Below are 22,742 nucleotides of genomic sequence, written 5' to 3'. Positions count from 1 at the left end.
TTCGGGAAAAGCCATGCAAATCGGCCTCTACACTTTCGCGGATGTCAGCCCGGTGCCGGGCCCCGGCGCCGTCACGCCCTATCAGCGCCTGCGCGACCTGATGGAGGAGATCGAGCTTGCCGACCAGGTCGGGCTGGACGTGTTCGGGCTTGGCGAACACCACCGGCCCGACTACGCGGCCTCTGCCCCCGCCGTTGCCCTGGCGGCCGCGGCCGAGCGCACCAGCCGCATAAGGCTCACCAGCGCAGTCACGGTGCTCTCCTCCGACGATCCGGTGCGCGTCTTCCAGCAATTCGCCACGCTCGACCTCATCTCCGGTGGGCGCGCGGAAATCATGGCGGGGCGTGGCTCCTTCATCGAATCCTTCCCGCTGTTCGGCTACCGGCTCGAAGATTATGACGAGCTTTTCGCCGAAAAGCTCGAACTGCTCCTGAAGCTGCGCGAGAGCGAGCGCGTCACCTGGTCGGGCGAGTTGCGCCCCTCGATCCACGACCGCGGCGTCTATCCGCGCCCCTATCAGCAACAGCTGCCGATCTGGATCGCGGTGGGCGGCACGCCGACCTCGGTCGCCCGCGCCGGCGCGCTCGGCCTGCCGCTGGCGCTCGCCATCATCGGCGGCGAACCGGCCCGCTTCGCGCCGCTGTTCGACCTTTACCGGCAGGCAGCCGCCCGCGCCGGCCACGATCCCGCCGGGCTCGCCACCAGCCTCAATGTCCACGGCTTCGTCGGCGAAAGCGCCGAACAGGCGGCCGACGACTTCTACGGCCCGCAGGCCGAGGTCATGAACCGCATTGGCCGCGAGCGCGGCTGGGGCCCCACCAGTCGGGCCCACTTCGATCAGGCACGAGGGCCCCGCGGCGCGCTGTTCGTGGGCGATCCCGAGCAGGTGGCCGAAAAGATGATCGCCACCCACAAGCTGTTCAGGAACGACCGCTTCCTGCTGCAGATGGCAATCGGCACGCTGCCCCATGCCAAGGTCATGAAGGCCATAGAACTGTTCGGCACCAGGGTTGCGCCGCTGGTGCGCCGCGAGGTCGCCGCCGGCCAGCATACGCGGGCGGCCGGCTGACCGGGAACCAAGTCCCGCCAGGCGCATTGTGCAGCCCACAGGGACTTTTCGCCCGCCGCCTGCCGCGGCGGCCCGCGGTCCGTGGGGGATTCGGAAATGAAGCACGAATTGTCCGAGGCCGGCCCGACGGAATCCGAACGAACCGCATCCGACGTCAGGCACATACGCTCGCTGCTGATCGGCATCTTCGCAATGATGGCAACCTCGGCGCTCTACTTCGGGCGCGATTTCTTCATGCCGGTCATCCTTGCCTGCCTTCTGGCGCTGATCCTGACCCCCATAGTCCGTTTTTTGCGAAAGCGCGGAATCCCCGAGCCGGTTTCGGCGACCATCCTGGTCCTCATCACCGTCGGCATCATTGGCATCGGCGGCTACCTGCTCAGCGGCCCCGTCACCAAGCTCATCGACGACGCCCCGGCGATCGGCGTCCAGCTTCACGAGCGGCTGGCCAAGCTGCGCCAGCCCTTCGAAAAGATGATGAACATCTCCCATCAGGTCGAGCGGGCTGCGGAAACCCCGCAGGAACCGGGTGTGCAGCGGGTGGTGATCGCCCAGCCCGGCATCATTTCCCAGGCCGCAAGCAACATCCTCTCGGCGAGCGCGGCGCCGGCAATCACCTTCGTGCTGTCGCTGTTCCTGCTCGCCTCGGGCACGCTGTTCTACCAGAAGATCGTGCAGTCCTTTGCCCGGCTCAGCGAAAAGAAGCGCGCGCTGCGCATTGTCTACGACATCGAGCGGGAAATCTCGCACTACCTGCTGACGATCACGATCATCAATATCGCGCTGGGCGTCGTCATCGGTTTCGGCCTGTGGGCCGTCGGCATGCCCACCCCCTTCGTCTGGGGCGCGACGGCAGCGTTGCTCAACTTCCTGCCCTATATTGGCGCGGCGATGAACATCCTGCTGGTGGCGGTGATTGCCATCGTATCGTTCGACAGCCTGTACTACGCCTTGCTCGCGCCCCTGGTGGTGATCGTCTGCGACGTTGTCGAGGGCCAGTTCGTCACCCCGCTCATCGTCGGGCGGCGACTAGAAATCAATGCGGTCTCGATCTTCGTCGCCGTCGCTTTCTGGTCGTGGCTGTGGGGGTTCGTCGGCGCGCTGATTGCGGTTCCGCTTCTCGTGGTCATCAAGGTCTTCTGCGACCACTTCGACAGCTTGCGCCACGTGGGCAATTTCCTCGCCGCCGAGCAGACCGCCGAAAACGGCGAGGAAGAAGAGGCGGCGCCGAAGTCGGCCTGAGCCTGCCTTTGCCAAGCCGGCCTCCAGTTCCTATATCCGGGCATCGTGCTGTCCCGGGGAAACTGAAATGACGCCGCTTTCCGTTCTCGACCTGTCGCCGATCATTGAGGGCGGCACCGCCTCGCAATCGTTGGCCAACACGCTCGATCTTGCCCGCCACGCCGAACGCCTCGGCTACAGGCGCTACTGGCTGGCCGAGCACCACAACATGCCCGGCATCGCCAGCGCCGCCACCTCGGTCGTCATCGCCCATGTCGCGGCCGGCACCAGCACCATCCGCGTCGGCGCCGGCGGCATCATGCTGCCCAACCACGCGCCGCTTGTGATCGCCGAGCAGTTCGGCACGCTGGCGGCCCTCCACCCCGGCCGCATCGATCTTGGCCTCGGCCGCGCGCCCGGCACCGACATGCTGACCGCCCGCGCGCTCCGCCGCAATCTCGAGGCGGGCGCCGACAGTTTCCCGCAGGACGTGGTCGAGCTCATCAACTACTTCGCCCCGGCGGAACCCGACCAGCGCCTGCGCGCCGTGCCGGGCGAAGGCCAGGCGGTCGAGGTCTGGGTGCTCGGCTCCAGCCTCTATGGCGCGCAGCTTGCCGCGATACTGGGCCTGCCCTACGCCTTCGCTTCGCATTTCGCGCCGGCCGAACTGGAAAACGCCATCGCCATCTACCGCTCGCGCTTCCAGCCTTCGGAGCGCCTCGACAAGCCCTATGTGATGCTCGGCATGGGCGTCTTCGCCGCCGAGACCGACGCCGAAGCCAGGCTGCTCTTCAGTTCGCAGCAGCAGGCCTTCGTCAATTTGCGCACCGGCCGCGCAGGGCCGCTGCCGCCACCGGTCGAGAACTATGACGCCGATCTGGACCCCGCAGCGCGCGCCATGCTTGCCCAGGCGCTGTCCTGCTCCGTCGTCGGCTCGCCGGAGACGGTACGCCGTGGGCTCGAAGCCTTCATCGAGCGCACCGGCGCCGACGAGCTGATGGTCACGTCTCAGATCTTCGACCACGCCGCGCGCCTGCGTTCCTACGAGATCCTCGCCGACGTGCATCGGCAATTGTCGCAGGCGGCTTGAGGGGCAACGTGGCAGGGCGAAATCCCGCCCCTACCGCATCGCCTCGACCAGCCCCTTGTCAGGGAAGCAGGTGGCGGCGCGGCCGTTTTTCGCCTGCCAGTCGCCGATCGAGCGGCGTGTCTTGAAGCCCGGCAGGCCGTCGGCGCCGCCGACGTCGTAACCGGCTTGTTCGAGCCCGCGCTGCATGTCGGCAATATCGGAACGGAACAACTGGTCCACCGCTCCCCACCGGCCGGCGAAGGGCTTGTCGCCGCGGGCGATGCGGTCGGCGCCGTGGCCGATGAACAGGGCGTAGAGGTCGCTCTGGTTGTACTCCTTGAGCACGTAGAAATTCGGCGTGACGATGAAGGCCGGCCCGTTGCGCCCGGCCGGCATCAGCAGGAAGCCTTGCTGCCCCATCTCGCTCGCCGGAAACGGCTTGCCGCCCACGCGCTTCACGCCCATCGCCGCCCATTCGGCAATTTTCTTGCCGCGGTCCGGCCCTTCGAGCGCGCAGGACACGCCTGCCGGCACGGTCACCTCGAATCCCCAGTCGCGGCCCTTCGCCCACCCGTAATGGACGAGATAGTTGGCGATGGAAGCCAGTGTGTCGGGCGTCGAGTTCCAGATGTCGGAGTGGCCGTGGCCGTCGAAGTCGACCGCATGCTGGAGATATTTGGAGGGCATGAACTGCGGCTGGCCGAGCGCGCCGGCCCAGGACGACTTCATCGACTTCACATCCGCCAGACCACGCTGAACGATCTCCAGGGCGGCCAGCACCTCGTTGCGGAACATCTCCTTGCGGGTGGCCATGAAGGCTTTGGTGCCAAGCACTTCGAAGGCGTTGTGCGGGATCTTCGCCGTTCCGAATCCCGATTCGCGGCCCCAGATCGCCAGCACCACCTCGCTTGGCACGCCGAATCGCTTTTCGATTGCCGCGAGAGTGGCGGCATTCTGTGCGGCGCGCGTGCGCGCACCGGCGGTGACGTTGCCCAGCGGCCCGAAATAATTGCCCGGCGCACCGAATTCGGCCTGATGCTGTTTTTGCGGGGTCGTCGGCTTGGTGCCGGGCAGCACGAGGTCCGGCAGCTTCAGATTGGGTTTTACCCCGGCAAAGGCGGCATCGAAGGTCTTTTGCGAGATGCCGCGCTTCTTCGCTTCCGGCCAGAGGTCGTTCTGTAGCCAGGCGCGGAACTGGTCGTCGATCTGCGCGGCGGCAGCCGGGCGCACTGCGAGCATGGCCGCGAGAGCAAGGCACAGGACCAGCGGCAGGCCGAGCAGCATACGCATCAGGCCGGAAGTGGCAGAGGAAAGAACCGCGGCTTTTGACTTCATCGTCCCCCCTTGCCGGTAAAATGCGTCAGAAAGCGGTCCGCGATTTCAGTGCCGCGGCAAGCGTTCCCTCGTCGAGATAGTCGAGCTCGCCGCCCACCGGCACGCCATGCGCAAGCCGTGTCACCTTCACGTCGAAGGAGGCGAGCTGGTCGGTCAGGTAATGTGCGGTGGTCTGTCCCTCGACGGTAGCGTTGACGGCGATGATGACTTCCTTGATCGCGCCTTCGGAGACGCGCTGCACCAGCTGCCTGATGTTGAGCTGGTCGGGCCCGATGCCGTCGAGCGGCGACAGCGTGCCGCCAAGCACATGGTAGAGCGCATTCATGGCGGCGGCGCGCTCCAGCGCCCAGAGGTCCGCCACTTCCTCGACCACGATCACGGTCGAAGGATCGCGGCGCGGGTCGGTGCAGACCGTGCAGGGGTCGACGGTGTCGACATTGCCGCAGGTGGAGCAGACGCGCACCTTCTCCACCGCCTCGCCCATGGCCGCCGCCAGCGGCGCCATCAGCTGCTCCTTCTTCTTGATCAGGTGCAGCGCCGCGCGACGCGCCGAGCGCGGCCCCAGCCCCGGCACCTTGGCGAGGAGCTGGATCAGGCGTTCGATTTCAGGGCCGGCGATTCGCTTGGACATGTTTATGATTTAGCGCAGGCGCAGGCAAAGCCGCACGAAAATTCGCGCGGTCTTGTCAGCAGAGGTGGTGTTTGAGACAGGCGCCAAGCCGCGTCGGCGGCCAGGCCCGTGAAAGTTGCGGACCGCCTCAGAACGGCAGCTTCATGCCGGGCGGAATCGGCAGGCCGGCGGTCAGCGCCTTGGTCTTCTCCTGCATCACCGTCTCGACCTTCGCCTTGGCGTCGTTGTGGGCGGCGATGATCAGGTCCTCGAGAATCTCGGCCTCGTCTTCCTTCAGCAGCGACGGGTCGATCTTCAGCGCCTTCATCTCGAACTTGCCCGAGATCGTCACCTGCACCAGGCCGCCGCCGGCCTGGCCGGTGGCTTCCAGCGTGGCGACCTCTTCCTGCATGGCCTGGAATTTGGCCTGCATTTCCTTCGCCTTGCCCATCAGGCCGAGGAGATCCTTCATGATCGGTAGTCCTTGTTCTGGTCAGTTCTCGTCGTCGTCGTCTTCGACCGGCGGCTCGGCCGGCATGTCGGCATCGGCCGCGTCGACTTCCGGCGCATCGGGGATGCGCACGTCGATGATCTTGGCGCCCGGGAATTTTGCCAGGATGGCCGCGACTGTCGGATCGGCCTTTGCGTCGAGAAACGCGTTCTCGCGCCGCTCGTTTTCCACCTCGGAAAGCGTCTGGCCGCCTTCCTCGCGCGACAGCGCCACCATCCAGTGGCGCCCGGTCCAGGCTTTCAGCTTCACCGTCAGGTCGTTCAGCAGCGTCCGGGGCGCTTCGTCGGTCAGGTTCACGTCCAGCCGACCGGGCTCGACCCTGACCAGCCGCACGCAGCGCTTGACCAGCACCTTCAGCGCCATGTCGCGATGGGCGTCGGCGAGGTTGACGATGTCGGCCAGCGACTTGATCGGCACCGCCGGCGCCTCTTCAACTGCCGGCGCAGCATAGGAAACGGAGGCCGGCGTCGCATCGCCCGACACCAGCCGCATGGTCTGCCCGCCGCCATTGGTCGGCTGCATCACGGTTTGCGACACGGCATTGGCGCCGTTGCCCGAACCGCCGCCGGAAGACAGCGGAGAGCCCGACGGGCGCGGCCCGCTGCCACCGGGCGCGAGCGCGCCGTCGCCAAGCGACTTCAGCGCCTCGTCCAGCGTCGGCAGGTCGGCGGCATGCGCGAGCCGGATCAGCACCATCTCGGCCGCGCTGATCGGCCGGTTGGACGACTGCACCTCGGGAATGCCCTTGAGCAGCATCTGCCAGGCGCGCGACAGCACCCGCACCGACAGCTTCTGCGAAAATTCCAGCCCGCGCACGCGCTCGTCCTCGCTCAGCGAGGCATCCTCGGCGGCCGAGGGCACGAAGCGCATGCGGGTGACCAGATGGTTGAATTCGGCAAGGTCGGTCAGCACCGCCACCGGGTCGGCGCCGACATCGTATTGCGCACGCAGGTCCTGCAGCGCGGCGGCGGCGTCGCCCTTCATGACGTGCTCGAACAGGTCGACGATACGCGCCCGGTCGGCCAGGCCAAGCATGGCCCGCACCGCCTCGGCGGTCACGTTGCCGGCGCCATGGGCGATCGCCTGGTCGAAGATCGATTGCGCATCGCGCATGGAGCCTTCGGCCGCGCGGGCGATCATCGAAAGCGCGGCATCCTCCGCCTCGATTCCTTCGAGGCCCGCGATTCGCTTGAGGTCGGCCTTGACCACCGAAGCATCGATGCGGCGCAGGTCGAAGCGCTGGCAGCGCGACAGCACCGTGATCGGAACTTTCCGGATTTCGGTGGTGGCGAAGATGAATTTTACATGCGGCGGCGGCTCTTCCAGCGTCTTCAGCAGGCCGTTGAAGGCCTGCGTGGACAGCATGTGCACCTCGTCGATGATGTAGACCTTGTAGCGCGCCGAAACCGGAGCGTAGCGCACCTGCTCGATGATGTCGCGGATATCGTCGATGCCGGTGTGCGAGGCGGCGTCCATCTCGATCACGTCGGGATGGCGGCCTTCCATGATCGGCTGGCAATGCTCTCCGGGAATGGTCAGGTCGACGGAAGGCTGGTCGATCTCGGGCGTCTTGTAGTTCAGCGCGCGCGCCAGGATACGCGCGGTGGTGGTCTTGCCCACGCCGCGCACGCCGGTCAGCATCCAGGCCTGCGCGATGCGGCCGGAAGAGAAGGCGTTGGTCAGGGTGCGGACCATCGGCTCCTGGCCGATCAGGCCGGAGAAATCGGTGGGGCGGTATTTACGCGCAAGCACGCGGTAGGCGCCGGCGGCCTTCGTCTGCTGGTCGTTTCCGGCTTCGCTCATCCGCTCTTCAGGTGCTCCATTGGCCGCTTCGGAAATCGGCCGATTCCTGCAGTCCCCGCACGAACCGTGCGCCGTCAATTTGCGGCGGACCTGGCGGGCAATCGGCGAAGAGGTGGGAGGCTGGAACAGTGACCCGTTCCGGGGCTCGTTAGGGCTGCTTCCTTCCGGACCTGACCCGGTTGGCGAGTGGATCGTCCACCACCAACCTCCCGTTCCCCATATCGGCAATTGCGCGCTCAATTGCAAGAGCGATGGATTATGTGCCAGCAACAAACATTCCTGCGCATGAAATGCTTGCAGGCCGAGGGTCATCACTCTAGCTTCAATAAAAACAAGGGAAACGCCGATGGTGCCGGGCCTCAAGGCTGGGTTCGAACTGGATGCCAGGCTGGAGGCCGACAGCGAGCCTCTGATGTGGCTTGGCCTATGTGAGCTGCGCATCATGAATGACAGGCGCTGGCCCTGGCTGCTTCTGGTGCCGCAGCGGCAGGGCGTGGAAGAAATCCACGACATGACCCCGCTGGACCAGGCCATGCTCACCTTCGAATGCAACATGGTGGCGCAGGCGCTCAAGCGCGCCACCCGCTGCCAGAAGATCAATACCGGCGCGCTCGGCAACATCGTGCGCCAGCTGCACGTCCATGTCATCGCCCGCAACGAGGGCGACCCGGGCTGGCCGGGCCCGGTCTGGGGCCATGGCATGCGCGAGCCCTATGCGCGGGCCGACCTGCACGGCTTCTGCGAAAAAGTCCGCGCGGCGCTGCAATAGCGCCATGCACGGTTCAGCGGACCTTCCGACCATGTTTCGCCTCTTCGACGCCCCCGAACGCGAGCCGAGCCAGTTCGTCGGCTTCGCCGGCAACCGCATCGATCGCCAGGCGGAAAGCCGCGACGGCAATTCCATCGGCGCGGCGCTGGCCCACCCTGCCGCACGGCTGCTCATCCTGCGCGACGGGCGTGCGCATCTGAAACTCGCCGATGGCGGGTTCGATCCCTATTTCGATCTCGCCGAGGCCGAGACGCTGCGCGCACGCGTGGATCAGGTCGTGCTGCTCGGCTTCTCCGATTCGGGCCCGGTGCTTGCCGCCCCCGGCGGACTGCCGGCCGAGCAGCTGCCCGAATCGATCAAGGCGATCGACTATCGCTCCATCTACACCCAGGGCCTCGTCGACCCTTCCGCGCTCGGCGCGCTGGCGCAGGCAGCCTCCCTGCTGGCCTGGCACGCCACGCACCGCTTCTGCGGCCGCTGCGGCCACAACACCGAAAGCAGCGACGGCGGCTACAAGCGCGTCTGCCTCAACTGCAATGCCGGGCATTTTCCGCGCACCGATCCGGTGGCGATCATGCTCACCGTGACGCAGGAAAAATGCCTGATGGGTCGCGGGCGGCATTTCGCGCCAGGCATGTATTCCGCACTTGCCGGCTTCATCGAGCCGGGCGAGACCATCGAGGCGGCAGTGCGGCGCGAAACCTTCGAGGAAGCCGGCATCCGGCTCGGCCGCGTCGTCTACCACGCCAGCCAGCCCTGGCCGTTCCCCCACACGCTGATGATCGGTTGCTTTGGCGAGGCGCTGAACGAAGACATCCACCCCGACACCTGGGAACTGGAAGACTGCCGCTGGTTTTCTCGCGCCGAGGTGCTGGACATGCTGGCCGGCAGCCACGCCGGCGGCCTTTGCGTGCCGCCTTCCGGCGCCATCGCCCACCATCTCATCAGGGCCTGGGCGGAAAGCTGATTAGCTGACCAAAGTCAGATAACTCTTGCGCACCACAAATTGCCTGACTAAAGTCAGGCAATGGACAATTCGAAAATCGCCCAGATCCGCAGCTTCAACCGCGCCGTCACCCGGCGTGTCGGCGCGCTGGAGGAAAGCTATCTCAGCCGCGGGCGTCCCCTCGGCGAGGCGCGGGTGCTCTTCGAGATCGGACCGGAAGGCGCGGCGCTTGGCGGGCTCCGTTCCCGGCTCGGTCTCGATTCCGGCTATCTCAGCCGCATCCTGCGTTCGCTCGAGGCGCAAGGGCTCGTCTCGGTCGAAAAGCTCGACGGCGACGCCCGCAGCCGCTACGCAAAGCTGACCGCCACGGGCCTTAAGGAACACGCCGCCTACGATGCCCTCTCGGACGAGCTGGCCAATTCCGTACTCGAGCCGCTTTCGCACGCCGGGCGCGACCGGCTCGTCGCCGCGATGGCGGAGGTCGAGCGCCTGCTTGCTGCGGCATCCGTCACCATCGACGAGGAAGACACGAACGGCGCGGAGGCGCAGCAATGCGTGGCGCTCTATGTCGAAGAGCTGGCGTCGCGCTTCGAGGAGGGTTTCGACACCAGCAAGGGCAGCACCGCGACCGGCGACGAATTCACCCGTCCGCGCGGCAGCTTCCTCATCGCCCGGCTCGACGGCGATCCCGTCGGCTGCGGCGCGGTGCGCATGCTCGATGCGACCACGGCGGAAATCAAGCGCATGTGGGTTTCGCCCGCCGCGCGTGGGCTCGGCGTCGCCGGCCGCATGCTGCGCAGGCTCGAGGCAATCGCCCGCGAGCTTGGCGCTCAGTCGGTCTGCCTGGACACCAACCGCTCGCTTAAGGAAGCCCAGTCGCTCTACCTACGCGAAGGCTATGAAGAGGTCGCCCGCTTCAACGACAACCCTTACGCCGACCACTGGTATTCCAAGCGCCTCTAGGGCGTCTCAGGCGTCGGCGTCCTGTGTGGCGCGGAACTCGTTGGCCGGATAGACGCCGAGAATGCGCACCTCGCGCGAGAAGAAGCGCAGCTCCTCCAGCGCGAGCGCCACCGCGCGGTCGTCCGGATGGCCCTCGATATCGACATAGAACTGCGTCGCGGTGAAGGCGCCGAGCTGGTAGCTCTCCAGCTTGGTCATGTTCACGCCGTTGGTGGCGAAGCCGCCCATGGCCTTGTAGAGCGCGGCCGGCACGTTGCGCACGCGGAAGACGAAGGTGGTGACCATCGGCACATCCGGCTGGCGCTCGGCCCACTGCTTGGTCTTGGAAAGCACCACGAAGCGGGTGACGTTGTTTTCGGTGTCCTCGACATTCTCTTCCAGTATGTCGAGCCCGTAGAGGTCGGAGGCGAGCCGGGGCGCCAGGGCGGCCATCGTCCGGTTCTGCGTTTCCGCCACCAGCTTGGCGGCGCCCGCCGTGTCGCCGGCCACCATCGGCTTCCAGCCGTTCTTGCGAATGTATTTGCGGCACTGGCCCAGCGCGTGGATGTGGCTGTGCACGGTCTTGATTTCCGAGCGCTGCACGCCCGGAAGCACCATCAGATGGAAATGGATGGGCAGGAAATATTCGCCCACGATGTGCAGCTTCGATTCGGGCAGGAGATGATGGATGTCGGCCACACGGCCCGCGATGGTGTTTTCGATCGGGATCATGGCCAGGTCTGCCTTGCCGGACTCCACCGCATTGAACGCATCCTCGAAGGTCGGGCACGGCAACGGCTCCATATTCGGATAGACATTGCGGCAGGCGGTGTCGGAATTGGCGCCCGGCTCGCCCTGGAAGGAAATGCGGTTGGTCTTTTCAGCCATGATCAGGCCCTGTCTTGCTTGCTTAGAATTTCGCGGGCGCGCTCGAGGTCTTCCGGCGTGTCGACGCCCAGCGGGACGGTGGTCACGATTTCGGCGTCGATGCGCATGCCCGCCTCCAGCGCGCGCAACTGTTCCAGCCGCTCGCGCTTTTCGAGCGCCGAGGGCTTGAGCGTCACGAAGCGCTCCAGCGCGGCGCGGCGATAGGCGTAGAGCCCGATATGGTGATAGAGCGGCCCCTCGCCCCACGGCGCGGTGGCGCGGGTGAAATAGAGCGCGCGCAGCCGGGTGTCCGACAGCGGCGAGCCTACGATCTTCACCACGTTCGGATTGGTCTTTTCCTCCTCGCGCTCGATCTCCACGCCCAGCGTGGCGATGTCGACGGCGGGTTCGCTGAACGGGCGCAGCGCGGCGCGGATCGTCTCGGGGTCGATGGTCGGCAGGTCGCCTTGCACATTGATCACGGTTTCGACCGAACCGGCGGGATCAAGCGTGGTCAGCGCCTCGAAAATGCGGTCCGACCCTGATTCGTGGTCGGCCCGCGTCATCACCGCCTCGTGGCCATGGGCACGCACGGCCTCGGCGATTTCCGCCGCGTCGGTGGCCACCACCACGCGGCCAATGCCGCTCTGTCGCGCACGCTCTGCCACATGCACGATCATGGGCAGGCCACAAATATCGGCAAGCGGCTTTCCCGGCAGGCGCGTGGCGCGAAGGCGCGCGGGAATGAGGATGAGTTGCGACATGATTTTTCAGACGATCAACTAAAGGCAACGGTGGAAAGTGGCAAAACGTCTCACTGAAGCCGCCCTTATAGGTGTTGCAACCGACAAGCAAAAGACCTAGTTTCCGCCGAATTCTGCCGGCCGAGGTCGGTGGGGGGACAATACGTCGGCGGCCGGAGACCTGGTTTTCCGTTTCCGGCCTGTCAAGGAGCCAGGGGCGAATGGACTCATTCGAATTTAACAAGATTCTCGGCGGCCTTCTGGGCACCGTTTTCGTAGTTTTCTCCATCTCGATCGCCTCGGAAGCGATCTTCGCTTCGCCCGTTCCTGAGAAGCCCGGCTACGCCATTGAAGCCGCGGAAGCCGAGCCGACCGCAGCCGGCGGCGGCGCTGCCGAGCAGGCCAAGCCGATCGCCGAACTTCTGGCGCATGCCGATGCCAAGGCCGGCGAAGCCGTGTTCAAGAAGTGCACGGCCTGCCACTCGGGCGAAAAGGGCGGCCCCAACAAGGTCGGTCCGGATCTGTGGGACATCGTCAACCGTCCGATCGCTGGTCACGCTGGCTTTTCCTATTCGGCCGGCATGAAGGACTTCGCGCAGGGCGGCACCGTCCACTGGGACTACGACCACCTGAACCACTTCCTCACCTCGCCCAAGGGCTATGTGAAGGGCACGGCCATGGGCTTTGCCGGCATCAAGAAGGACGACGAGCGCGCCAACCTGATCGCCTATCTGCGCACGCTGTCGGACAATCCGGCGCCGCTGCCTGAGGCTGGCGCTGCCCCGGCTGCTCCGGCCGAAGGTGCCGCGCCTGCCGCTCCGGCCGAGGGTGCTGCTCCCGCTGCCCCGGAGGCTCCCGCAGCTCCCGCCGAAGGCGGCGCAGCCCAGCCGGCGCCGGCGCAGTAACGAATTAATCATCGCAAGATCATGAAAAAGCCGGGTTCCGCCCGGCTTTTTTATTAGGCTTTCCGCATGTCCTGGCCGATATTGAAAAAGCGGCTTGCCCGCGGCACCCGGACGGACCCGGCGACGGAGGATGAGGTTGGCGATGATGGCGGGCCTGGCGCAAACGATCGGTAGATTCGGCCTCGTGCCGGCCCTTCTTGCGGCGAGTCTTCTTTCGGCGTCGGCCGACGAATGGCGCACCTCCTCCAGCCTCGGCGCCCCTTCCAGATATGGCGAAGCCTTCACGCGCTACGACCATGTCAACCCCAACGCGCCCAAGGGCGGCACGCTGAAGTCGGTCGTCACCGGCACCTATGACAGCTTCAATCCCTACGTTGTCCAGGGCGCGCCGGCGGCCGGCTTTTCGGAATTCGGCGGCGGCCTGCTCTATGAGACGCTGATGGAGCAGTCGCTCGACGAGCCCAGCGTCAGCCATCCGATGATCGCGGAAGCCTTCAAGTATCCGGACGATTTCTCCTCGGCCACCTACCGCCTCGACCCGCACGCCAGATGGCACGACGGCACCCCCATCACCGTGGACGATGTCATCTGGTCGTTCAACACGCTCAAGGCCAACAGCCCGCGCTACAACCGCTATTACGCCAACGTCACCGAGGCGGTGGCGGTGGGCGACCGCGAGGTCGAATTCCGCTTCGACCAGAAGGGCAATCGCGAACTACCCAAGATCCTGGGCGACCTGGTGGTGCTTCCCCAGCACTGGTGGGAAGGCACCGACAACAACGGCAAGAAGCGCGACGTGACCCGCCCGACGCTGGAGCCGCCGCTTGGCTCCGGCGCCTACAAGATAGAGAGCTTCAAGCCGGGCTCGGAAATCGTCTGGGCGCGCGTGCCCGACCATTGGTCGGCCAATCTCGGCGTCAATGTCGGCCGCAACAATGTCGACCGCAAGCGCTACACCTATATCCGCGACGACAACGCAGCCTGGCAGGCCTTCACCAAGGGCGGCTACCAGGACGTGCGGGCCGAAAACAGTTCGCGGCGCTGGATGACCGAATACAACTTCCCGGCCGTCAAGTCGGGCGCGGTGCTGAAGAAGGAGTTTCCCAGCACTGCCAACGTGTTCATGCAGGGCTTCGCGCTCAACCTGCGCCGGCCGCAGTTCCAGGACCGCCGCGTGCGCGAGGCGCTGACGCTGGCCTTCGACTTCGAATCGATGAACCGCACCCTGTTCTTCGGCCAGTACACCCGCACCAGCAGCTTCTTCGTAGGAAGCGAGCTTGCATCCAGCGGGCTGCCCAGCGGCAAGGAACTGGAAATACTCGAGCCCTTCAGGGACCAGCTGCCGCCCGAGCTGTTCACGCAGGAATTCAAGCTGCCGGTCTACGATACGCCACAGTCCGAGCGGCAGTATCTGCGCCAGGCCGTGGGACTGTTCGCCGAGGCCGGCTGGAAGATCAACAACGGCAGGATGCTTAACGACAAGGGCGAGCAGTTCAAGATCGAGTTCCTGGGCAGCGGCCCCACCGACGAGGTGATCGCCTCATCCTTCATCAACACGCTGCGCAAGATCGGCATCGACGCCTCGCTGCGCATGGTCGACACCAGCCAATACATCAACCGCGTCAACAATTTCGATTTCGACGCCGACACCACCGTTCTCAACCAGTCCACCTCGCCCGGCAACGAGCAGCGCGACTACTGGAGTTCCAAGGCCGCCGACACGCCCGGCTCGCGCAACCTGATGGGCATCAAGAACCCCGTGGTCGACGCGCTGGTCGAGCGCATCATCTTCGCCACCGACCGCGAAGATCTCGTAGCCGCCACCCACGCGCTCGACCGCGTGCTGTTGTGGAACTACTACATGATCCCGCAGTGGCACCGGCCCAAGCAGTGGATCGCCTACTGGAACAAGTTCGGCATGCCCGAGAAGCAGCCGGAATATACCGGCGCCGACATCGATTCCTGGTGGGTCGATCCCGAGAAGGAAAAGGCGCTCGCGACCAACTACAAGAGCGCCGACTGATGGAAGGCCCCCTGCTCTCGCGGCGCGAGTTCCTGGCCCTTGGCTCGGCTGCGGCCCTGCTGCCGGGCGCAGCCTTCGCGGCCGCGCCAACGGGCACCAGGCTGCACGGGCTGTCTGCCTTCGGCGACCTGAAATATCCGGCCGACTTCAAACAGTTCGACTATGTCAACGCGGATGCGCCCAAGGGCGGGACCTTCATCTTCTCGCCGCCCAACTGGGTGTTCAACCAGAACCCGCTCACCTTCAACACGCTAAACACCTTCGTGGCCAAGGGCGACGCGCCGCCGCGCATGGAGATGTGCTTCGATTCGCTGATGGCCAGCGCGCTCGACGAGCCGGATGCCCTCTACGGGCTGCTGGCCGAAAGCGTGACCATCTCCGACGACCGCAACACCGTCGAGTTTTCGCTGCGGCCCGAAGCCCGCTTCCATGACGGCTCGCCCCTGACGGCGCAGGACGTTGCCTATTCCTTTAGCCAGTTCAAAAAGGACGGCCACCCCAGCCTGCTCCTGCCGCTCTCACAGATGACCGAGGCCGTCGCGGCCGATGCGCATACCTTCCGCCTGACCTTTTCGGGCAAGCAGTCGGCGCGCACCGTTCTCGACGTTGCCGGTTTCCCGATAGTGTCGAAGGCCTATTTCGAGGCCAACGGCTTCACCACCGGCGGCATGAAGGCGCCGCTGGGCTCGGGGCCTTACAAGGTCGGCCGCGTGGTCGCCGGCCAGACCATCGAATATGAGCGTGTCGAGGACTACTGGGCACGCGACCTGCCCGTCAGCCGCGGCCTCTACAATTTCGACCGCATCCGCATCGAGTTCTACCGCGACCGCCAGGCCGGCTTCGAAGCCTTCAAGAAGGGCGACGTGCTGTTCCGGCAGGAGTTCACCGCCCGCGTCTGGGCGACCGGCTACGACTTTCCAGCCCTCAAGGAGGGCAAGGTCGTCAAGCGCGAGTTCCCGGCCGAGAAACGGCCGGTCATGCAGGCCACCGCCATCAACCAGCGGCGCGAGCGTTTCCGCGATGCGCGCGTGCGCCGCGCCATCGGCATGTGCTTCGATTTCGAATGGGCGCGGCGCAACCTGTTCTATGATTCCTATGAACGTTCGCAGTCCTGCTTCGAGCGCTCGGCCTACCGGGCCGAAGGCCTGCCCTCGCCTGAGGAACTCGCTCTGCTCGAACCGCTGCGCGGCCAGATTCCCGACGAGGCCTTCGGCGAGGCGGTCATGCAGCCGGTGTCCGACGGTTCGGGGCGCGACCGCAAGCTTTTGGGCGCGGCCGCGAAGCTTCTCGCCGAGGCGGGCTGGAAGCGCAATGGCCAGTTCGTCCAGAACGACAAGGGCGAGCCGCTGGCGCTGGAGATCCTCGTCAACGACGATGCCTTTGTTCGCATCGATTCCCCTTGGGTCGAGAACATGAGGGCCATCGGCATCGACGCGTCGATCCGCCTGGTCGATTCGGCGCAGTACACCGCCCGCCAGGTCGAGTTCGACTTCGACGTCATCAGCATGGCGCTGTCCTTTGCCGCCACGCCGTCGCGCGACGAGATCGAGGGGCTGTTCCATTCGCGCTCGGCCACGCTGCCGGGCTCCCGGAATCTCCCCGGCATCGCCGATCCGGCGGTGGACGCGCTGGTGGAGGCCGCCGGCCGCGCCGACAGCCGCGATAGCCTCACCACGGCGCTGCGCACCCTGGACCGGGTCTTGCGCGCGCGGCAGGACTGGATTCCAAACTGGTATCTTCCGAATCACCGGGCAGCGTTCTGGGATATGTTCGGCTTCAAGGAACCCAAACCCGATTTCGGCTTTCCCGTCGAAGCGCTATGGTGGTTCGACAAGGACAAGGCGGCGGTAATTGGCAAAGCTTGACGATCGCGGCATCACATTTGCAATCGAGGTAACTGCCTGATGGGCGCCTATATCCTGCGCCGCATTCTCCTGATGATCCCGACCCTTTTCGGTGTCATGGCGATCTCCTTCGCCGTCGTCCAGTTTGCGCCGGGCGGCCCGGTGGAGCAGGTCGTCGCCAGGCTGACCGGACAAGGCGGCGATTCGACGGAGCGCATTTCCGGCGGCGGCGGTGGCGAGGCGGGCGTGACCAACTTCGACGCCGGCGGCGTGGCCTCGTCGAAATATCGCGGCGCCCAGGGCCTGGACCCGGAATTCATCGCCAAGCTGGAAAAGCAGTTCGGCTTCGACAAGCCGCCGCTCGAGCGCTTCTTCATGATGCTGTGGAACTATGCCCGCTTCGACTTCGGGCAGAGCTATTTCCGCGACATCAGCGTGCTCGACCTCATCATCGAGAAGATGCCGGTTTCGATCTCGATCGGGCTGTGGGTGACGCTGCTGTCCTACCTGATCTCGATACCGCTTGGCATTCGCAAGGCGGTGAAGGACGGCTCGCCCTTCGACACCTGGACCAGCGCCATCGTCATCATCGGCTACGCGATTCCCGGCTTCCTGTTCGCCATCCTGCTGATGGTGCTGTTTGCCGGCGGCTCTTTCTTCGACTGGTTCCCGCTGCGGGGGCTCACCTCCGAAAATTGGGAGCAATTGTCGTGGCCGGCGCGCATCCTCGACTATTTCTGGCACATCACCCTGCCGTTGACCGCACTGGTTCTCTCGGCCTTCGCCACCACCACGCTCTTGACGAAGAATTCCTTCCTAGACGAGATCCGCAAGCAATATGTCGTCACCGCGCGCGCCAAGGGCCTGACGGAGCGGCAGGTGCTCTATGGCCACGTCTTCCGCAACGCCATGCTCATCGTCATCGCCGGCTTCCCGGGCGCCTTCATCTCGGCCTTCTTCACCGGCTCGCTGCTGATCGAGAACATCTTCTCGCTCGATGGGCTGGGCCTGCTCGGCTACAAGTCGATCCTCGACCGCGACTATCCGGTCGTGTTCGCCAACCTCTATATCTTCTCGCTGATCGGTCTGTTCGTCAGCCTGATCTCCGACCTCATGTACACCTGGATCGATCCGCGCATCGACTTCGAGCGGAGGGACGTGTGATGGCAACCGTCGCCGAAGCCCCGCCCCGCCAGGCGCCGCGGCCCTGGCTGTCGCCGCTCAACCAGCGCCGCTGGGCCAGCTTCAAGGCCAACCGGCGCGGCTACTGGTCGCTCTGGATCTTCCTAGTCCTGTTCGTGCTGTCGCTGTTTTCCGAGTTCATCGCCAACGACCGGCCGCTCATCGCCTCCTACAAGGGCGAGATCCTGTTTCCGGTTCTGGTAGATTATCCGGAAGAGAAATTCGGCGGCTTCTACGCAGTCACCGACTATCGCGACCCGGTCATCAGCGACGAGATCAAGGCCCATGGCTGGCTGATCTGGCCGCCGATCCGCTACAGCTACCGCACCGTCAACAACGAGATCCCGGAAGCAGCCCCCGCAAAGCCCTCCTGGATGTATTCCAAGGAGGTGCGCTGCCAGCGCTATCCGCAGGGCGTCAATGACGAGAACTGCACCATCGGCAACTGGAACTGGCTCGGCACCGACGACCAGGCCCGCGATGTGCTGGCGCGCGTCATCTACGGCTTCCGCGTCTCGGTGCTGTTCGGCCTGATCCTCACCGCGGGCTCGGCTCTCATCGGCGTCAGCGCCGGCGCCATCCAGGGCTATTTCGGCGGCTGGACCGACCTTCTGTTCCAGCGCTTCATCGAGATCTGGTCGGCCATCCCTGTCCTCTACCTGCTGCTCATCATCTCGGCCATCCTGCCACCGGGCTTCTTCATCCTGCTCGGCATCATGCTTTTGTTCTCCTGGGTGGCCTTCGTCGGCGTGGTGCGCGCCGAGTTCTTGCGCGCGCGCAATTTCGAATACGTGAATGCCGCGCGCGCGCTCGGCGTGCCCAACCGCACCATCATGATCCGCCACCTTTTGCCCAACGCAATGGTGGCGACGCTGACCTTCCTGCCCTTCATCCTCAACGGCTCGATCGGCACGCTGACATCGCTCGACTTCCTCGGCTTCGGCCTGCCGCCCGGCTCGGCCTCCCTGGGCGAGTTGCTCAAGCAGGGCCAGCGCAACCTCAACGCCCCCTGGCTCGGCTTCTCCGGCTTCCTGGTCATCTCGATCATGCTGTCGCTGCTGATCTTCATCGGCGAGGCCACTCGCGACGCCTTCGACCCGCGGAAGACGTTCCGATGAGCGGCCGGAAATGGTATAATCTCGCCGGATTTCTACCATGGAGGCCGGCATGGGCATGAACATCAAGAGCGAGAAGGCACAACGGCTCGCCCGACAGCTTGCCGACGAGACCGGGCAAAGCATGACGGCGGTCGTGGAGCAGGCGCTGGAAGCCGAACTCGCCCGTCTGCACTGGGAACGCGACGTGGCCGAGCGCAAGCGGCGGATCCGACAGATCGTCGACAGCTTTGGTCCGGTGCCGGAAGGCGTCACCAGCGATCATTCCGACCTTTACGATGAATGGGGGCTGCCGAAGTGATCATCGATGCCTCGGCAGTGTTGGCCATCCTGTTTGACGAACCGGAAGGGCCCGAGATGCAAGACGCGCTGGCGACAGCACCTAAACCTCCCCTGATGTCGCCAATGAATTTTGTCGAAGCGGCGGTCCGCGTCGATCAACTGAAATCCGAATCCAAGTCGCGCAAGTTCGACGAGTTGTTCGAGGTCGCCGCAATCCAGATCGCGCCGGTTTCAGCCGAGCAGGCTCAGATGGCTCGCGAAGCATACAAGAAATTTGGCAAGGGCAACCATCCGGCAAGGCTGAACCTCGGAGATTGTTTCGCTTACGCCCTCGCGAAAGCAAAGGGGGAGCCGCTTCTCTTCAAGGGCGACGACTTCCGCCTGACCGACATTGAGGCCGCCCTTTGAGCACGCTGCTTTCCGTCCGCGATCTCTCGGTCGCCTTTTCCAACGGCGGCAAGGTGCAGTCCTCCGTCGACCGCATCTCCTTCGACATCGGCAAGGGCGAGACCGTGGCGCTCGTCGGCGAATCGGGCTCGGGCAAGTCAGTGTCGGCGCTGTCGGTGCTGAAGCTCCTGCCCTACCCCGCCGCCAGCCATCCGTCCGGCGAGATCCAGTTCCATGGCCAGAACCTGCTCGCACTCAGCGAAAAGGAACTGCGCCAGGTGCGCGGCGGCAAGATCACCATGATCTTCCAGGAGCCGATGACCTCGCTCAACCCGCTCCACACAATCTCGCAGCAGATCATCGAGGTGCTGCGGCTGCACCAGCTGGTAAGCCTGAAACAGGCGCAGGAGCGCACGCTTGAGCTTCTCACTGAGGTCGGCATCCGCGACCCGCAAAAGCGGCTCGACGCTTATCCGCACCAGCTTTCCGGCGGCCAGCGCCAGCGCGTCATGATTGCCATGGCGCTCGCCAACCAGCCCGAACTCCTGATCGCCGACGAGCCCACCACGGCGCTCGACGTCACCGTCCAGGCGCAGATCCTGGAACTGCTCGACAAGCTCAAGCAGCGCACCGGCATGTCGATGCTGTTCATCACCCACGACCTCGGCATCGTGCGGCGCATCGCCGATCGCGTCTGCGTAATGACCAAGGGCAAGATCGTCGAGGCCGGCCCGACCGAGGAGATATTCACCAACCCGCAGCACGAATACACGCGCCACCTGCTCGCGGCCGAGCCCAAGGGCAAGCCGCCGGCAGCCGATGCCGCGGCCCGCACCGTCATCTCCGGCAAGGACGTCAAGGTCTGGTTCCCGATCAAGCAGGGCTTCTTCCGCAAGACCGTCGACCATGTGAAGGCCGTGGACGGCATCGACCTCACCGTGCGCGCCGGCCAGACCGTGGGCGTGGTGGGCGAATCGGGTTCGGGCAAGACCACGCTGGGGCTGGCGCTTTCGCGCATGATCTCTTCCACCGGGCAGATCCAGTTCGAGGGGCGCGACATCAACACCCTGTCCTTCAACGAGATGCGGCCGCTGCGCAGCCATTTGCAGATCGTGTTCCAGGACCCGTTCGGCTCGCTCAGCCCGCGCATGTCGGTGGCCGAGATCATCGAGGAAGGGCTGAAGATCCACGCGCCAAAACTCTCGGAAGCCGAGCGCGACGCCGAAGTCGTGGCAGTGCTCAACGAGGTCGGGCTCGATCCGTCGACGCGCTTCCGCTACCCGCACGAATTCTCCGGCGGCCAGCGCCAGCGCATCGCGATTGCCCGCGCCATGGTGCTGAAACCCCGCTTCGTCATGCTCGACGAGCCCACCTCGGCGCTCGACATGAGTGTGCAGGCGCAGGTGGTCGACCTGCTGCGCAACCTGCAGGCCCGGCACGAGCTCGCCTATCTGTTCATCAGCCACGACCTCAAGGTAGTCCGCGCGCTCGCAAACGACGTCATCGTCATGCGCAACGGCAAGGTGGTGGAGGCGGGCCCGTCGCGGCAGATTTTTGAAAATCCGCAGACGGATTACACGCGCGCGCTGATATCGGCCGCGTTCCGCATCGAAACGGCGCCGGCGGGCGTCGTCAGCGAATAGAGCAAGCAAAAAGGGGAGGCGCGGCATGGAGAAGGGCCGTATCTTGCTATCTGTCACCGGGTTCAACCCGCAACGCTGGCAGGAGCTTCTGTCGGCAAACCGCGAGGTGGTGCTGAGGCCCGACAGCGCGGAGGACCCGAGCATCACCTATGCGGTGGTGTGGAAGCAGCCGCCCAACATCCTCGCAAAACTGCCCAACCTGCGCGCCATCTTCTCCATAGGCGCCGGCGTCGACCACCTCTTCAACGATCCCGGCCTGCCCGATGTGCCGATCGTGCGCGTGGTAGCGGAAAACCTCACCCGCCACATGACCGAATATGTCGTCTGGCGCGTGCTCGACCATCACCGCCAGGGCGCGCTCTACCGCGCCCAGCAGCAGAACAGGCTCTGGCACGAGCCGCCTCAGCGGCCGGCCGAGGACGTTTCCGTCGGCATCATGGGGCTCGGCCAGCTCGGCCGGGCCGCGGCCAAGGCGCTGCTGGGGCTCGGCTTTCGGGTCAATGGCTGGGGCCGCACCGACCGGCCCATGGAAGGCGTGGCCACCTTCCATGGCGACCAGGGCCTGCTGCCCTTCCTCAACGCCACCGACATTCTGGTGGTGCTGTTGCCGCACACGGCGGCCACGGAAGGCATCGTCAACTATGACCTGCTGCGCCACCTGCGCCGGCGCAACGCCCTTGGCGGGGCGGTGCTGATCAATGCCGGTCGCGGCAAGCTGCAGAAGGACGCCGACATCCTGCGCGCGCTGGACGACGGCACGCTGACGGAAGCCAGCCTCGACGTGTTCGAGATCGAGCCGCTGCCGCGCACCAGCCCGATGTGGTCGCACCCGAAGGTGTTCGTCACACCGCATGCGGCCGCCACATCCGATCCCGAGCACCTCGTGCCGCCGATGCTCCAGCAGATGGACGCCTTCGAGCGCGGCGAGAAGCTGCAATATGTGGTGGACCGCGCGGCAGGGTATTGACGGCTGCATCGCAGGAGTGAGGTTCCTCGCTGCCGCATTGCAGGTGGCGAGGCCGACCGCCTGATTACGGAGGATACGCAGCATGGACCGTTTCACCGGCGGTTGCCTTTGCGGCAATGTCCGAATCGTGGCGACGGGTCTCCCATACCGGGTCGGCCTTTGTCACTGCCTGGACTGCCGCAAGCATCATGGGGCCCTGTTTCACGCTTCCGCGATATTCCCGCAGGATGCGGTGACGACTGAAGGCGAAACAAGCGACTACGCTGGCCGGCATTTCTGTCCCCGCTGCGGCTCGTCCGTTTTCGCGCGCACGGCAGACGAAATCGAGGTGAACCTGGGATCGCTGGATGCCCCGGACCAACTGACGCCGACCTACGAACTCTGGACCGTCCGTCGCGAGTCCTGGTTGCCGCCGTTCCCGCTCACCAGACGATACGAGCGCGATCGTGACTCCACGAGCCGCTTTGAGGAGTAGATAACACGAACGGTGCGAAGGCGCCGTTACCAAG

General features: G+C 65.2%; 22 protein-coding genes and 1 other RNA gene. 16 read left to right on the top strand and 7 right to left on the bottom strand.

From position 1 onward, the window contains the following. The first annotated feature begins 13 nt into the window (after positions 1-13). From ABLE86_RS11955 to ABLE86_RS11945, 3 genes are all read left to right on the top strand, one after another. The gene (locus tag ABLE86_RS11955; RefSeq protein ID WP_348779157.1) at positions 14-1,069 is read left to right on the top strand and encodes an LLM class flavin-dependent oxidoreductase; all 1,056 of its coding nucleotides are present in this window, start codon (positions 14-16) and stop codon (positions 1,067-1,069) included. Between the two features lie 96 nt (positions 1,070-1,165). After that, a complete protein-coding gene (locus ABLE86_RS11950; protein WP_348779156.1) occupies positions 1,166-2,311 on the top strand; it encodes an AI-2E family transporter in 1,146 nt (381 codons plus the stop codon). A 67-nt stretch (positions 2,312-2,378) separates the two neighbouring features. Beyond that, positions 2,379-3,380, top strand: coding sequence for an LLM class flavin-dependent oxidoreductase (locus ABLE86_RS11945; protein WP_348779155.1), 1,002 nt, complete (start codon positions 2,379-2,381; stop codon positions 3,378-3,380). A 30-nt stretch (positions 3,381-3,410) separates the two neighbouring features. On the opposite strand, the gene ABLE86_RS11940 is transcribed toward ABLE86_RS11945, so the two are convergent. The 5 genes from ABLE86_RS11940 to ffs all read right to left on the bottom strand — a co-directional run bounded on the left by ABLE86_RS11940 (position 3,411) and on the right by ffs (position 7,828). After that, positions 3,411-4,598, bottom strand: coding sequence for a lytic murein transglycosylase (locus ABLE86_RS11940; RefSeq protein WP_348779233.1), 1,188 nt, complete (start codon positions 4,596-4,598; stop codon positions 3,411-3,413). A 121-nt stretch (positions 4,599-4,719) separates the two neighbouring features. Next, positions 4,720-5,325 carry a recombination mediator RecR gene (gene recR / locus ABLE86_RS11935; RefSeq protein WP_348779154.1) on the bottom strand — a complete coding sequence of 202 codons (606 nt, stop codon included), beginning with the start codon at positions 5,323-5,325 and terminating at the stop codon, positions 4,720-4,722. 127 nt (positions 5,326-5,452) lie between these two features. Next, complete coding sequence (locus ABLE86_RS11930) at positions 5,453-5,776, bottom strand: YbaB/EbfC family nucleoid-associated protein (protein WP_348779153.1); 324 nt, start codon at positions 5,774-5,776, stop codon at positions 5,453-5,455. A 21-nt stretch (positions 5,777-5,797) separates the two neighbouring features. Then, entirely contained in the window at positions 5,798-7,618 is a 1,821-nt protein-coding gene (locus tag ABLE86_RS11925) for a DNA polymerase III subunit gamma/tau (protein ID WP_348779152.1), read from the bottom strand. 112 nt (positions 7,619-7,730) lie between these two features. Next, positions 7,731-7,828, bottom strand: an RNA gene (gene ffs / locus ABLE86_RS11920) — signal recognition particle sRNA small type. 136 nt (positions 7,829-7,964) lie between these two features. On the opposite strand from ffs, the gene ABLE86_RS11915 reads away from it, so the two are divergent. Genes ABLE86_RS11915 through ABLE86_RS11905 form a run of 3 tightly spaced genes read left to right on the top strand, consistent with a single transcriptional unit; the run spans position 7,965 to position 10,296 of the window. Next, entirely contained in the window at positions 7,965-8,387 is a 423-nt protein-coding gene (locus ABLE86_RS11915; protein WP_348779151.1) for an HIT family protein, read from the top strand. Between the two features lie 31 nt (positions 8,388-8,418). Further along, positions 8,419-9,354 (top strand): NAD(+) diphosphatase, encoded by a 936-nt coding sequence (gene nudC, locus ABLE86_RS11910; RefSeq protein WP_348779150.1) that lies wholly within the window; start codon positions 8,419-8,421, stop codon positions 9,352-9,354. Positions 9,355-9,414: 60 nt separating this feature from the next. After that, a complete protein-coding gene (locus ABLE86_RS11905) occupies positions 9,415-10,296 on the top strand; it encodes a helix-turn-helix domain-containing GNAT family N-acetyltransferase (RefSeq protein WP_348779149.1) in 882 nt (293 codons plus the stop codon). A 6-nt stretch (positions 10,297-10,302) separates the two neighbouring features. Here the strand turns inward: ABLE86_RS11905 and ABLE86_RS11900 are convergent, their stop codons facing one another. Further along, positions 10,303-11,166: a prephenate dehydratase gene (locus tag ABLE86_RS11900; protein ID WP_348779232.1), complete on the bottom strand. Its 864-nt coding sequence runs from the start codon at positions 11,164-11,166 to the stop codon at positions 10,303-10,305. Beyond that, entirely contained in the window at positions 11,166-11,906 is a 741-nt protein-coding gene (locus ABLE86_RS11895) for a 3-deoxy-manno-octulosonate cytidylyltransferase (RefSeq protein WP_348779148.1), read from the bottom strand. The genes ABLE86_RS11900 and ABLE86_RS11895 overlap by 1 nt, the downstream gene beginning before the upstream one ends. Before the next feature lie 200 nt (positions 11,907-12,106). On the opposite strand from ABLE86_RS11895, the gene ABLE86_RS11890 reads away from it, so the two are divergent. The 10 genes from ABLE86_RS11890 to ABLE86_RS11845 all read left to right on the top strand — a co-directional run bounded on the left by ABLE86_RS11890 (position 12,107) and on the right by ABLE86_RS11845 (position 22,708). Beyond that, a complete protein-coding gene (locus ABLE86_RS11890; protein ID WP_348779147.1) occupies positions 12,107-12,790 on the top strand; it encodes a cytochrome c family protein in 684 nt (227 codons plus the stop codon). Positions 12,791-12,932: 142 nt separating this feature from the next. Further along, the gene (locus ABLE86_RS11885; protein WP_348779231.1) at positions 12,933-14,813 is read left to right on the top strand and encodes an extracellular solute-binding protein; all 1,881 of its coding nucleotides are present in this window, start codon (positions 12,933-12,935) and stop codon (positions 14,811-14,813) included. Next, on the top strand, positions 14,813-16,678 hold the full coding sequence (locus ABLE86_RS11880; RefSeq protein ID WP_348779146.1) for an extracellular solute-binding protein: 1,866 nt from the start codon (positions 14,813-14,815) through the stop codon (positions 16,676-16,678). The genes ABLE86_RS11885 and ABLE86_RS11880 overlap by 1 nt, the downstream gene beginning before the upstream one ends. 39 nt (positions 16,679-16,717) lie before the next feature. Beyond that, the gene (locus tag ABLE86_RS11875; protein ID WP_348779145.1) at positions 16,718-17,821 is read left to right on the top strand and encodes a microcin C ABC transporter permease YejB; all 1,104 of its coding nucleotides are present in this window, start codon (positions 16,718-16,720) and stop codon (positions 17,819-17,821) included. Further along, a complete protein-coding gene (locus tag ABLE86_RS11870; protein WP_348779144.1) occupies positions 17,821-18,957 on the top strand; it encodes an ABC transporter permease in 1,137 nt (378 codons plus the stop codon). Before ABLE86_RS11875 ends, ABLE86_RS11870 begins: the two co-directional genes overlap by 1 nt. A 49-nt stretch (positions 18,958-19,006) precedes the next feature. Further along, entirely contained in the window at positions 19,007-19,255 is a 249-nt protein-coding gene (locus ABLE86_RS11865; protein WP_348779143.1) for a type II toxin-antitoxin system VapB family antitoxin, read from the top strand. Further along, a complete protein-coding gene (locus tag ABLE86_RS11860) occupies positions 19,252-19,644 on the top strand; it encodes a type II toxin-antitoxin system VapC family toxin (RefSeq protein WP_348779142.1) in 393 nt (130 codons plus the stop codon). The genes ABLE86_RS11865 and ABLE86_RS11860 overlap by 4 nt, the downstream gene beginning before the upstream one ends. After that, positions 19,641-21,266, top strand: a complete 1,626-nt coding sequence (locus ABLE86_RS11855) for an ABC transporter ATP-binding protein (protein WP_348779141.1) — start codon at positions 19,641-19,643, stop codon at positions 21,264-21,266. The genes ABLE86_RS11860 and ABLE86_RS11855 overlap by 4 nt, the downstream gene beginning before the upstream one ends. 25 nt (positions 21,267-21,291) lie before the next feature. Beyond that, entirely contained in the window at positions 21,292-22,233 is a 942-nt protein-coding gene (locus ABLE86_RS11850; protein ID WP_348779140.1) for a glyoxylate/hydroxypyruvate reductase A, read from the top strand. A gap of 82 nt (positions 22,234-22,315) precedes the next feature. Then, a complete protein-coding gene (locus ABLE86_RS11845; RefSeq protein WP_348779139.1) occupies positions 22,316-22,708 on the top strand; it encodes a GFA family protein in 393 nt (130 codons plus the stop codon). Positions 22,709-22,742 lie beyond the last annotated feature (34 nt).

The sequence above is a fragment of the Mesorhizobium sp. KR2-14 genome (assembly GCF_040049255.1).
GTDB lineage: Bacteria > Pseudomonadota > Alphaproteobacteria > Rhizobiales > Rhizobiaceae > Pseudaminobacter.
This window is presented reverse-complemented; position numbering and strand designations above follow the sequence as displayed.

What these genes read in the sequence shown, in the direction of transcription:
- ABLE86_RS11895 (WP_348779148.1), bottom strand. Translation starts at nt 11,906, where the DNA reads ATGTCGCAACTCATCCTCATTCCCGCGCGCCTTCGCGCCACGCGCCTG.
- ABLE86_RS11870 (WP_348779144.1), top strand. Translation starts at nt 17,821, where the DNA reads ATGGCAACCGTCGCCGAAGCCCCGCCCCGCCAGGCGCCGCGGCCCTGG.
- ABLE86_RS11950 (WP_348779156.1), top strand. Translation starts at nt 1,166, where the DNA reads ATGAAGCACGAATTGTCCGAGGCCGGCCCGACGGAATCCGAACGAACC.
- ABLE86_RS11880 (WP_348779146.1), top strand. Translation starts at nt 14,813, where the DNA reads ATGGAAGGCCCCCTGCTCTCGCGGCGCGAGTTCCTGGCCCTTGGCTCG.
- ABLE86_RS11845 (WP_348779139.1), top strand. Translation starts at nt 22,316, where the DNA reads ATGGACCGTTTCACCGGCGGTTGCCTTTGCGGCAATGTCCGAATCGTG.
- ABLE86_RS11925 (WP_348779152.1), bottom strand. Translation starts at nt 7,618, where the DNA reads ATGAGCGAAGCCGGAAACGACCAGCAGACGAAGGCCGCCGGCGCCTAC.
- ABLE86_RS11850 (WP_348779140.1), top strand. Translation starts at nt 21,292, where the DNA reads ATGGAGAAGGGCCGTATCTTGCTATCTGTCACCGGGTTCAACCCGCAA.
- ABLE86_RS11955 (WP_348779157.1), top strand. Translation starts at nt 14, where the DNA reads ATGCAAATCGGCCTCTACACTTTCGCGGATGTCAGCCCGGTGCCGGGC.
- nudC (WP_348779150.1), top strand. Translation starts at nt 8,419, where the DNA reads ATGTTTCGCCTCTTCGACGCCCCCGAACGCGAGCCGAGCCAGTTCGTC.
- ABLE86_RS11865 (WP_348779143.1), top strand. Translation starts at nt 19,007, where the DNA reads ATGGGCATGAACATCAAGAGCGAGAAGGCACAACGGCTCGCCCGACAG.
- ABLE86_RS11930 (WP_348779153.1), bottom strand. Translation starts at nt 5,776, where the DNA reads ATGAAGGATCTCCTCGGCCTGATGGGCAAGGCGAAGGAAATGCAGGCC.
- ABLE86_RS11945 (WP_348779155.1), top strand. Translation starts at nt 2,379, where the DNA reads ATGACGCCGCTTTCCGTTCTCGACCTGTCGCCGATCATTGAGGGCGGC.
- ABLE86_RS11905 (WP_348779149.1), top strand. Translation starts at nt 9,415, where the DNA reads ATGGACAATTCGAAAATCGCCCAGATCCGCAGCTTCAACCGCGCCGTC.
- ABLE86_RS11915 (WP_348779151.1), top strand. Translation starts at nt 7,965, where the DNA reads ATGGTGCCGGGCCTCAAGGCTGGGTTCGAACTGGATGCCAGGCTGGAG.
- ABLE86_RS11875 (WP_348779145.1), top strand. Translation starts at nt 16,718, where the DNA reads ATGGGCGCCTATATCCTGCGCCGCATTCTCCTGATGATCCCGACCCTT.
- ABLE86_RS11885 (WP_348779231.1), top strand. Translation starts at nt 12,933, where the DNA reads ATGATGGCGGGCCTGGCGCAAACGATCGGTAGATTCGGCCTCGTGCCG.
- recR (WP_348779154.1), bottom strand. Translation starts at nt 5,325, where the DNA reads ATGTCCAAGCGAATCGCCGGCCCTGAAATCGAACGCCTGATCCAGCTC.
- ABLE86_RS11940 (WP_348779233.1), bottom strand. Translation starts at nt 4,598, where the DNA reads ATGCTCGCAGTGCGCCCGGCTGCCGCCGCGCAGATCGACGACCAGTTC.
- ABLE86_RS11890 (WP_348779147.1), top strand. Translation starts at nt 12,107, where the DNA reads ATGGACTCATTCGAATTTAACAAGATTCTCGGCGGCCTTCTGGGCACC.